Origin of the sequence: Prevotella sp. P5-126, from assembly GCF_002251185.1 — a bacterium.
Lineage (GTDB): Bacteria > Bacteroidota > Bacteroidia > Bacteroidales > Bacteroidaceae > Prevotella.
This window is the reverse complement of sequence record NZ_NPIZ01000109.1, coordinates 53,327-65,280: the sequence shown is the minus strand read 5'-3', so window position 1 is coordinate 65,280 and position 11,954 is coordinate 53,327. Positions and strand designations below refer to the sequence as shown.

Here is an 11,954-nt window from a genome sequence, read left to right as displayed (position 1 = left end):
ATTTACGGAAAAATGTAGATTTACCGCATCTTTTTTTGTAATTTTGTAGGCGAAAGACTAAAATATGATGGAAATGAAGAACGGAATATTACGTCAACTCCTCTTTCTTGGCCTCTTTGCCTTCATGGCAGAGACAGCCTGTGCGCAGCTTAATTCTTACCGCGAGCTCCATAAAGTGAAGCGTAAGGAAACCATTTTTGGTATTGCCAAAGACAATGGGCTCACCATTGAGGAACTCATCAAGGCAAACCCGGAGATGAATACGCCAGGCTATGAATTGAAGAAAGGCGAATATATCAAAATCCCCTGGCCGTCTAATCATCCCTCGGCAGGAAATTCAGCAGGGGCAACATCAGAAATCAAGATGCCCGCTAAGCCGCAAGTACAAGACTGTGACATGACGCAGCGTGAAATACGCATCGGCATCATGTTACCCTTGCACGATATTAACGGTGACGGCAAGCGCATGACAGAATATTATAGAGGTGTACTCATGGCTTGCGATAGTTTGAGAGCAAACGGTATCTCTACCGATGTGAGAGCATGGAATGTGGCTGAAGATTCAGACATCAACAAGTTCTTGCAGGATCCCCATGCTGCCGACCGCGATTTGATTATCGGTCCGCTCTATTCTAAAATGGTGAAGCCCATGAGTGATTTCGTGAAGAAGAATGATATCCGCCTGTTGATACCGTTCTCTATCAATGCGCCGGAACTCACTACCAACAGAAATATCTATCAGGTGTTTCAGTCGCAGGATTTGCAGAATGATTCCTATATCACTCATTTCCTGCAACGCTTCTCCGACTGCCATACCGTCATCATTGATTGCAACGATACCACCAGTAAGAAAGGTAATTTCACCTTCCCTCTTCGTCGTCGCCTCGAAGCCAAGCACATGACCTATAATGTGACCAATCTGAAATCGGGCGAAGAAATGTTTCGTAAATCGTTCAGCATGACCAAGCGTAATGTTGTTGTTCTGAACACGGGGCGTTCTCCACAGCTCGGTGTGGCTCTGGCACGCCTCAGCGGACTCAAGACCATATACCCGGAAATGCAGATCACGCTCTTTGGCTATACCGAATGGATGCTCTACACCCGTCATCAACTCGATAATTTCTACCGTTTCGACACCTATATCCCGGCAACGTTCTATATGAATCCCCTGTCGTCGAAGACCGATAGAATCAATCTCAAATACCGGTGGAATTTCCATGCCGATATGATGAACGCCCTTCCTCGGTTTGCCATTACGGGTTTCGACCACGCCTATTTCTTCATCAAGGGACTCCATCTCTATGGTAAGAAGTTTACCGGAGCATCGGGCATGGTAGGCTACACGCCTATTCAGACACCACTTCATTTCGAGCGTCTTGGAAACGGCGGACTGCAAAACAAGAGTACACTCTTTGTACACTTCACCACAGGACGTAAAACTGAAATCATCAAGTTCTAACACCATAGGAAGGACATGAAAAAACTGAAACTGACAATAAGCGCCACGCAGAAGTGCCGATACATACTCATACTCACAGGACTGGTCATCGCCACAAGACTGTCAGCACAGGTAGGCGACTATCGTAACGAGTTTGCCATCGGTGTAAACGGTGGCATGATGATGAGTAGCGTAGGCTTCTCACCTCGCGTTCCGCAGAAACAGCTCGCTGGTTTAAGCGGCGGTATCACCCTGCGTTACACGTGCGAGAAATATTTCAAAAGCATCTGTGCCGTTGTAGCAGAAGTCAACTACGTACAAACAGGATGGAAAGAAGACATCCTCGATGTCAACGACAACCCCTGCTTCTATGCTGACGATCCCGACCATCCGCTCTACTATGAGCGCAAGATGAACTATGTGCAGATTCCTGTCATGGCACGACTGGGGTGGGGACGTGAGCGCAACGGACTGCAAGGCTTTTTCCAGTTAGGTCCGCAGGTGGGTTTCTTCCTCAACGAGAAGACCAATACCAATCTTGTGAAAGGATACGAACCGACAGAACAGCGTGCTTCCTACATCACAGCACAAGACACGATGGCGGTGGAGAATAAGTTCGACTACGGTATCGCCGTAGGAGCCGGAATGGAATATTCACACCCCAAACTGGGACACTTCCTGCTCGAAGGCCGCTATTACTATGGACTCGGCAATATCTTTGGGAATACCAAGAGTGATTATTTCGGTAAATCCAATTTCGGACAGATCGTCGTCAAGTTAACCTATCTTTTCGACGTGTTTAAAACCAACAACTCTAAAATCAAATAAATATTTCTATGTTTAAAAACCATCCAAAAGGTCTGCTACTTGCAGCACTCAGCAACATGGGTGAGCGCTTCGGCTATTACATTATGAATGCCGTGCTCGTGCTCTTCCTCTGCTCTAAATTCGGCTTGTCTGACGAAACAAGCGGTGTGATTTACTCTTTCTTCTATGCCGGCATCTATGTGCTAAGCCTTGTGGGCGGTATCATTGCTGACCGTACACAAAACTACAAAGGCACCATCATGACTGGTCTTGTGGTGATGGCTCTGGGCTACGTCATCCTGTCTGTGCCTGTTATGGCAACCAGCAATAATGTGTCGTGGCTGCTGCCCCTGACCTGTTTGGCACTGTTCTTCATTGCCTTCGGTAACGGTCTGTTTAAAGGCAACCTTCAGGCGATCGTCGGTCAGATGTACGATAATTTTGAAGCGGAAGCTGCCAAAAAAGGCGAAGAAGCACTCCGCATCGCCAAAGGTCAGCGTGACTCTGGTTTCCAGATCTTCTATGTGTTCATCAACATTGGAGGACTCGTTGCACCTTTCGTAGCTCCCATGCTTCGCTCATGGTGGTTGCAGGTCAACAACCTCAGTTATGATGCTTCGCTGCCAGCCCTCTGCCACCAGTATATCAACAATGGTGCAGCGCTTTCGGCAGATGCCCTCAACAATCTGGGTGAGTTGGTGACCAAGGTGGGAGGACAGACAGGCGGAGACCTGACAGCGTTCTGCTCTCACTATCTGAACATCTTCAACACCGGTATCCACTATTCCTTCATTGCATCGGTAGTGGCCATGCTGATTTCGCTGGTCATCTTCATCTCTTCTCGTAACATCTTCCCCACACCAGGTAAGAAAGAAGCTGTTAAGGCAGAGGAATATACCGAAGAGGAAAAGCGTGAAATGGCAACAGAAATCAAGCAGCGCATGTTCGCCCTCTTTGCTGTGTTGGGTATCGCCGTATTCTTCTGGTTCTCATTCCACCAGAATGGTATGTCACTCAGTCTCTTCGCACGCGACTTTGTGGTTACCGACACCATAGCTCCTGAGATTTGGCAGGCAGTAAACCCATTCTTCGTTATTGCCCTCACACCGGCCATCATGTGGATTTTCGGAAGTCTGACACGTGCCGGACGCGCCATCTCTACCCCACGTAAGATAGCCTACGGTATGGGTATTGCCGGATTGGCTTATCTCTTCCTTGCCATCTATTCTATGATGCAGGGTTATCCCTCAGCCGAGGAATTCAAAATGATGGGCGATACCGCTAAGGCTACCATGAAGGCAGGACCTTGGGTTCTCATCGTCGTATATTTCTTCCTCACCGTAGCAGAACTGTTCATCTCACCACTGGGACTCTCGTTTGTTTCAAAGGTAGCCCCCAAACACCTGCAGGGTCTCTGTCAGGGCTTGTGGCTCGGTGCCACAGCCGTAGGCAACCTCCTCTTGTGGATTGGCCCGTTGATGTACAATAAGTGGCCCATATGGGTGTGCTGGTCCGTATTCCTCGTGGTCTGCCTCATTTCCATGGGTGTCATGTTCGGCATGGTCAAATGGCTTGAACGCGTTACAAAATAAACATTTTATCATCACGGCGCATCCTCATCAGGGGTGCGCCTTTTTTTTCTTATCACGCCTATGTCTATAGGAGTCCTTGTCGTTACCGTGTGGCTCACACTGGTAGAACTCAATTGCGAAAATCTCTTCGATTACGAACACGACCCAGGGAAAAACGATACCGAGTGGGTAGAAGGTGGCGTACGCCGTTGGTCGCCTCAGCGCTATTGGCTGAAACAGCGCCATATTGCCCAGGAGATCATGTCGTGCAGTAACGATACCGCATCATGGGGACTCCCTAATCTCATCGCGTTGACAGAAGTGGAAAACGACCGCGTGCTCCATGATCTCACCCGTCGGTCATTACTTCGCAATGCAGGATATCATTACCTCATGACAGAGTCCGCCGACAGTCGTGGAATTGACGTGGCACTCTTATACCAGCCATTAGTCTTCCGTCCCATCTGTTACGATTGTCTGACAGTAGAACCCATGGAAGGCATGCGTCCCACGCGCGACATCCTCTACGTCAAGGGGAAATACATCTCTGGCGACACCCTCCATGTCTTTGTTGTCCATGCCCCCAGCAAGCTGAGTGGTGCTCGCTCGTCACAGTTATGGCGACAAAGCGTATTGCAACGCATCACTACCGAGGCAACCCGCATCCAAGTGCAGTCGCCAACAGCCAAAATCATCATCACAGGCGACTTCAACGATGTTGCAGACAGTCCTGTGCTCACAGCATTAGAAGCACACGGCTACCATAATATCAGCAAGGGAGTTAAGGGCAGACATGGTGTTGCGAAAGCCTCCTACCGTTATCTTGGCCATTGGCAAGGCATCGACCACATCTTCGTCAGCCCCTCGTTATTGCCCCATCTGGAATACTGTCATATCAATGACGCCCCCTTCCTTCTTGAACCAGACAAGAAGTATGGCGGTCAAAAACCGTTTCGCACCTACAACGGATACCGTTTCCAAAATGGTTTCAGCGACCACCTCCCCCTTGTCGTCCGTTTCCAATTCCAACGCCATTAATGTCGCATTCCACCCGAATTTTATCACACACATTTGCACCATATCAAAATTATTTATTAATTTTGCAACATCTATTCATTAACACGAGCAGAATATGAAAAACAAATGGTTTATTTTAGTTTGTGCACTGTTGGCGATAGAAACCAGCGCCACAGCACAACTGCTGCGCACCAATGTTGCGCAGGGAGAGATTGAGGGTGTCAGCCGCAACGGCCACGCCCTGTATATGAACATTCCATACGCAGAGGCACCTATAGGCAACCTGCGCTGGAAAGCTCCCGTGCCGAAAAAACCGTGGACAGGAGTGTACAAGGCCGACAAGTGGGGCAACCGCCCCCCACAGCCAACCGACCCCAACCAGAACGGCAACGAGATTCCAATGAGTGAGGACTGCCTGTACCTGAGCGTTGAGACACCCGCAAAGTCATCTGATGAGCGCCTGCCCGTGTTTGTGATGATTCACGGCGGTGGTTTCCTCACCGGATCGTACAGCGGCACGCAGGAGAGCTTTGTCCGTGAGGGCATCGTTTATGTCAGCATTGAGTACCGCCTTGGAGCACTCGGCTTCATGAGTCATCCGGAACTCAGCAAGGAGGCTGGTGGCCTCTCCGGTAACTACGGAATACTCGACCAGATAGAAGCCCTGCGATGGGTGCACAACAACATTGCGGCCTTTGGCGGCGACCCTGAGAAGGTGACCATTGCCGGCGAGTCTGCAGGAGCTATCTCCGTGAGCATCCTCTGTGCTTCGCCGTTAACCAAGGGACTGTTCCGCGCCGCCATCTGCGAGAGCGGAAGTTCGTTCTGGCCCGTCGGTGAGAAGCGCGACGGAAATGTCGCCGTGTGTACGGTGCGTAGTGCCGAGCAGGCCGGTATCGGTTTCCAAAAGCGCCTCGGCAAGAAGAACCTCAAGCAAATGCGCAAGGTGCCGTTCCAGCAGCTCGTTGACAACTCCCAGACGGATATATTCTGGCCTGTGGTTGACGGCCATGCCATCATAGACGACCAGTACAAGCTCTACGAGGCTGGACAATACAACGACGTTGACATCCTCATCGGCACCAACTCCGACGAAGGCTCCTTGTTCGCGTTCCCCATGCCCGTCGAAGCCTATCAGAAACGGGTCAAGGACATCTATGGCGACTGGGCCGACCGTCTGCTGGAGATATACCCCGCCACCAACGAACAGGAGGCCTGTTTCGCGCTGTCAGACATCTTCCGCGACGGTAGCTTTGCCTGGGGCACCTACGCCTGGGCCAACCTCCAGACCAAGACCGGCAAGGGACGTGTATATATGTACTACTTCGACCAAGACTCCGAAAACACCATTCTCCGCAGCAAAAGAGGCGGTGCCAGCCATGTTGCTGAGATGCCTTTCATCTACGGATTCAGCTTTAAGGGCGGTCGCATGACCGATACCGAGCGTCACATGCAGCAAATCATGTCGCGCTATTGGATTAACTTCACCAAGACAGGTAATCCCAACGGTGACTCGCTGCCCTATTGGACTACCTACAAACAGGACAAACCCACGGTGATGATCATCCATGAGGGTTTCCACCTCGACCGCCTGCCCAACCAACGCCAGATGGACTTCTTTGAAGCATTTTTCAAGAGTCGCAGGAAATAGAATATGATAATATACAAAGAACCTGTCAAAAAGCAAAATATGAAACATGGGGGCAGATTCCTGTCCCCATGTTCTTTTTTTGCGAAGCAACGAAAATCCACGGATCACACTGACGACACGGATTCTAGTTAAAGATTTTTGTTTAATATTCTAGTTAAGACCTCAACTGAGAATGCGCGCGAACACCTCGCTTCTGGGGAGAATTTTATTATGGATCGCATCGGAGATGCTCGAATTTTTGGAGCAGCGAGAGCAGAGAATAAATCCAAAAATTTATTCTTTGCCGAGTCGTGACAAAAATAACCTATAGGTAAATCTAAAACAAAATCTTTAGAATAATCTTCAACTAGAATCGTTTCCGTGTCCTCGGTGTGTTCCGTGGATAAGAAAAATTTCCGTGCGATATTACACCATTCACATATCTCAACACAACAAAATAGCGTGCAAGGTAATTGTTTTATACATTTGACCACAAAATTCACTCGCCAACCAAGCAATTATCGTTCGCTTCTCGTTGATTTCTCGTTCGTCCCTCGTTCGTCTCTCGTTGTGCTTTCGTTCGTTATTCGTTAGCCGATCGAGGACATAACGAATACCGAACGAGAAAACAGCGAAATGACAACGAGAAGACGACGAGAAGACGACGAGAACAAATCGAAACGAGGACGAGAAGCAAACAAAACAAACTACAGACCACAATCACCAACTATTACACCCGTTTTTGGCCATTTACATGGCGCGTGCTGCAAATCAACCCATCAGGCAGTACACCCTAAGCTCAAGACAAAACAAATGGCTGTAATAGCCTCTTTTTAACAACATAAAATCTGAAACTGCTCGCGCGCGAACCTATTAATATCTGGCAAAGCCCTTTACACCCTACCACATACTATCACCCCCCAGAACCAAAACACAGCCAGGTCATTTTTACCCGCGTCACAACATACAGCCAAGACCGTCAGACACACATCTAAAAGCAACATAACAAACTGCATATTAAATATATACAGAAATAAAATACAGCTAACCAGTATGAATGGGACACCAATCTACAACAGTACAAACAGATTTACAGACAAAATGCGTCAAAAATGACACAAACATTTACAGAAAGTGGCATTTCCACTACCTATCACAGCAAAGGGCAGGAGTCTCCTGTGAGAGTCCTGCCCTTTTATGTGATTAGAAATAATGAAGTCTTGTGATCAGAAACCTATCAACGCTTCACCTTGAGTTGTTTTTTTAATAGAGATTGATTGTCTGTTGCATGAGTTTACTTATCTGCAATTCTTCTCGTCTTTAGTATCAGCGTTACTCGTTTATTGTTATTTTTCTGGATTGAAACGAGAAAAGCAAGTGTAAAATCGAGAATAACTCTTAATTGGCTTTCCCTCCGGCCGCCGAACATTACCGAAATCAGCAATCATGCTACATTTGTGTGCGCATCTTCTTTAGAGGATGCGATGGTGGTGGGAACGTCAGCGATGATAGGAACGGAGCTTGATAGCATCGTGAATCAACACACGGATAAGTTCTGCAATCCCGTCGTGTTACTTAGAACAAATTCCGTTGCCCGTGATTCATCCGAGATCCACTTCTTTCAGGCGTTAGGCAATGCCCATGCTGAGCGTACAGAAAAAAAAGAGAACCATTGCTGATTCTCTTTGTGATTCCGGCGGGATTCAAACCCACAACCTTCTGATCCGTAGTCAGATGCTCTATTCAGTTGAGCTACGGAACCTCTCGTGGCGCCTCATTTCTCAATTGCGGATGCAAAGGTACTATATTTTTTTCAGACAACCAAACTTTTTTGCCTTTGAATTTTGCCAGTTTTTATTTATAGGTTTGATTCCTGTCCAGATGCGCACGGACAAGTAGCTGATTCATTGCATCTTCCGTATTGAAATCATAACATCTGACTGAATAGAGATGTGTACGACGTCTTCAAGACATAAACCGCATAGAAACAAAACAGAAACAAAAAAAAGAGAACCATTGCTGATTCTCTTTGTGATTCCGGCGGGATTCAAACCCACAACCTTCTGATCCGTAGTCAGATGCTCTATTCAGTTGAGCTACGGAACCTCTCGGATGCCTCATTTCTGAATTGCGAGTGCAAAGGTACTATGTTTTTTTCACTCGACCAAACTTTTTGGGATTTTTTTTCAAAAAAAGGTGCATTTTCCTTGGTTTTCCTGCCATTTCTTAGCCTTTTTACACCTGTTTTTCAAAGAAGAGAGAGACAATTATGCAAAATGAGCCTCAACAACTGCGAGACAAAAAACGCTGTGCCCCACCCTTGCCTCTTGATTTATATAGATGAATTTAGGTATGATAGATTACAATTAGAAGAAATCCGTTGGCTGTCTCACGAAAATATTCTACCTTTGCAAGCATGAAGAAGACATTTGCCGTATTGGGAATGATGTGTGCAGGATGTGCAGCAAGTGTGGAAAAAAAACTCAAAACCACAGAAGGGGTGACAGACGCTGCTGTCAACCTGCCTGCACGTACAGTATTGGTGGAATATGACGAACACCGCACGTCACCAGAACAACTACAGGCATCGCTGGCGCAAGTGGGCTACGACCTTGTTGTGGAACAAGACCGCAACGTAGAAGCCATTGAGCGAAGATCATGGCAGCGAATCCTGCGACAGGCCCTGCTCTCGTGGGGCTTTGCCCTCATGGTCATGTTGGTGGCAATGGGTTATATTCCGATGGGAAACCGCAATACGGAAAACCAAGTGATGCTCGTCATCGCGCTGCTCAATCTGTGTTACTGCGGACGGAGTTTCTACTGTAATGCGGCTCGACAACTCCTGCACCGTTCCGCCAATATGGACACCCTTGTGGCACTCTCCACCGGTATTTCGTTTGTCTTCAGCAGTTTCAACACCTTTTGGGGCGATAGCTTCTGGGGAGCACGAGGCATGGCGTGGCACACCTATTACGATGCATCGGTCATGATTATCAGTTTTGTGCTGACAGGCAGACTCCTGGAAGAGCGTGCCAAGCACAACACAGCCTCAGCAATCCGCGCCCTGATGGGACTCACTCCAAAGACCGCCCACCTCGTTGTAGATGACACGGTAAGCGATGTGATGCTGGCAGCCCTGCAACAGGGTGACACGATAGAAGTGAGACCTGGCGAAAAAGTACCCGTAGATGGCACCATTATCCCAGACTGCCGCACCAGCATCGACGAGAGCATGATTACAGGTGAAGCTGTGGCTGTGGAAAAAGCCCCCGGCGACAAGGTGCTGGCAGGTACCATCGTGAAAGGAGGCACGTTCCGCTTCAAGGCAGAAGAGGTGGGTCAACAGACCGTTCTGTCGCAGATGATTCGCATGGTGGAAGAAGCACAAGGTTCCAAAGCGCCCGTACAGCGTGTTGTGGATCACGTGGCTGCGGTATTCGTACCAGCCGTGGGACTCATTGCCGTAGCAACCTTCCTGCTCTGGTATCTTATCGGAGGCAGCAACTGTCTGCCGCAGGCTGTCATTTCTGCCGTATCCGTACTGGTCATAGCGTGTCCATGCGCCATGGGACTTGCCACGCCAACCGCCCTCATGGTGGGAATAGGCAAGGCGGCTGAAGCCGGCATACTGATCAAGGATGCCACCGCATTGGAACTGTTGCGCAACGTGGACAGCATGGTAGTAGATAAAACAGGAACCATGACTCTCCCCTCACCCGATGGTCAAGGCGAACAACTCAAGCCCTTTGCCCGTGAAGCCGTGGAGGAGTTACATAAAATGGGCATCACCCTCTACATGATGAGTGGCGACAAAGAAGAACGCGTCAGACACTGGGCACAGGAGGCAGGTATCAGCCACTACAAATGGCAGGTATTACCACAAGACAAAGACGATGCGGTAAAGGCCCTGCAACAAGAAGGCAGACACGTGGCCATGGTGGGAGACGGCATCAACGACTCGCAGGCATTGGCACGTGCCGATGTGAGCATTGCCATGGGACGCGGCACCGATGTGGCGATGGACGTGGCGCAAGTCACACTCATGGGCGACGACCTCAGGCGCATCCCTGATGCTATCCGATTGTCAAGACGCACGGTGGCAATGATCCGTCAGAACCTCTTCTGGGCATTTATATATAATATGGTGTGCATCCCACTGGCAGCCGGACTTCCTTACGCCTTTGGCGCACACTGGCAGATAACCCCGATGTGGGCATCTGCCCTGATGGCCTGTTCGAGCGTCAGCGTAGTGCTCAACAGTCTGCGACTGAAACGAAGCAATACCGTCATTCTGTCATTCACGAAACAAGCATAACAAATGGAACGCAAAGAAATCACCTTCGACACCTTTATCCGTAGCGTACTCTTCGTAGCCGTACTGGCAGGTATCATCCTCCTGCTGCGCCGCCTCAGCGGAGTGCTGCTGCCTTTCTTCCTGGCATGGCTCATTGCCTACCTGCTCTTTCCGCTGGTCAAATTCTTTCAGTACAAATGCAGGCTGCACTTCCGCATTCTCGGCATCCTTTGTGCCTTTCTTGTGGCAGGAGGCATTGTGTCACTCGCTTTCTGGCTCATCATACCACCCATGGTGGAAGAAGGAATAAGAGTGAAGGATCTGGTGCTCCATTATATAGAGACCAATGCCACCTTCAACAACATACCAAGTCAGATACAGGAATACCTGCACCGTCACCTTACCGGCGATGAGGTCAAAGCCATGGTCACGCAAGAGGGATTCATGCAAGCCATGAGAGAGGCCATGCCCAAGATATGGGCCATCATCACCCAAAGTATCGGGGCGGTAAGCAGTCTGCTCTCGGTCACTATGGTATTCCTATACACCCTGTTTATCCTCATCGACTATGAGAGACTGACCACAGGATGGCCCGACCTGTTGCCACAACGCTACAGAGCCTTTGCCGTGCAACTGGTACACGACGTAGAGGACGGTATGAACAAATATTTCCGCGGACAGGCCTGCGTGGCATTCTGCGTAGGTGTGCTGTTCAGCATCGGATTCCTCATCATCGACTTCCCCATGGCGGTAGGTTTGGGCATGCTCATCGGCCTGCTCAACATGGTACCCTACCTGCAAATTGTAGGTTTCGTACCAACGGTACTGCTTGCCATCGTCAAAGCGGCAGACTCAGGAGAAAACTTCTGGATTGTGTTACTCATGGCACTCATCGTGTTTGCGGTGGTTCAGATCATTCAAGACACCATTCTCACCCCACGCATCATGGGTAAGGTCATGGGCCTCAACTCAGCCATCATCCTACTCTCACTGTCTATTTGGGGGTCGCTGTTGGGCATGTTGGGTATGGTAATCGCCCTGCCTCTCACCACATTGCTCATCACCTATTACCAAAAATACATTGTCAAAAAAGGATAAAAATCAGATAATTATTTGTCATTATCCCATTTTGTTCGTACTTTTGCATGCAAAAGACCATGGTTTATGGCAAAGAATATCATACGGTCATAGACATAC

7 protein-coding genes and 2 tRNA genes are annotated in these 11,954 nt (G+C 48.9%); 7 read left to right on the top strand and 2 right to left on the bottom strand.

Annotated features, from left to right (window positions below; all coding sequences use genetic code 11):
• The first annotated feature begins 73 nt into the window (after positions 1 to 73).
• The 5 genes from CIK90_RS12850 (at position 74) to CIK90_RS12830 (ending at position 6,484) form a co-directional block, all read left to right on the top strand.
• Complete coding sequence (locus tag CIK90_RS12850; protein ID WP_094390433.1) at positions 74 to 1,459, top strand: LysM domain-containing protein; 1,386 nt, start codon at positions 74 to 76, stop codon at positions 1,457 to 1,459.
• A gap of 15 nt (positions 1,460 to 1,474) precedes the next feature.
• Positions 1,475 to 2,266 (top strand): porin family protein, encoded by a 792-nt coding sequence (locus CIK90_RS12845; protein WP_094465728.1) that lies wholly within the window; start codon positions 1,475 to 1,477, stop codon positions 2,264 to 2,266.
• Between the two features lie 8 nt (positions 2,267 to 2,274).
• Complete coding sequence (locus CIK90_RS12840; RefSeq protein ID WP_094465726.1) at positions 2,275 to 3,837, top strand: peptide MFS transporter; 1,563 nt, start codon at positions 2,275 to 2,277, stop codon at positions 3,835 to 3,837.
• Between the two features lie 60 nt (positions 3,838 to 3,897).
• Entirely contained in the window at positions 3,898 to 4,854 is a 957-nt protein-coding gene (locus tag CIK90_RS12835) for an endonuclease/exonuclease/phosphatase family protein (RefSeq protein ID WP_094465724.1), read from the top strand.
• Between the two features lie 94 nt (positions 4,855 to 4,948).
• Positions 4,949 to 6,484, top strand: coding sequence for a carboxylesterase/lipase family protein (locus CIK90_RS12830; RefSeq protein WP_094465722.1), 1,536 nt, complete (start codon positions 4,949 to 4,951; stop codon positions 6,482 to 6,484).
• 1,667 nt (positions 6,485 to 8,151) lie between these two features.
• Here CIK90_RS12830 and CIK90_RS12820 read toward each other — a convergent pair.
• Positions 8,152 to 8,225: transfer RNA gene (locus CIK90_RS12820), tRNA-Arg, on the bottom strand.
• Between the two features lie 270 nt (positions 8,226 to 8,495).
• Positions 8,496 to 8,569: transfer RNA gene (locus CIK90_RS12815), tRNA-Arg, on the bottom strand.
• Between the two features lie 310 nt (positions 8,570 to 8,879).
• Between CIK90_RS12815 and CIK90_RS12805 the strand changes: the two genes are divergently transcribed.
• Complete coding sequence (locus CIK90_RS12805; protein WP_094389390.1) at positions 8,880 to 10,778, top strand: cation-translocating P-type ATPase; 1,899 nt, start codon at positions 8,880 to 8,882, stop codon at positions 10,776 to 10,778.
• Positions 10,779 to 10,781: 3 nt separating this feature from the next.
• A complete protein-coding gene (locus CIK90_RS12800; RefSeq protein WP_094389391.1) occupies positions 10,782 to 11,855 on the top strand; it encodes an AI-2E family transporter in 1,074 nt (357 codons plus the stop codon).
• The last annotated feature ends 99 nt before the right edge of the window (positions 11,856 to 11,954 follow it).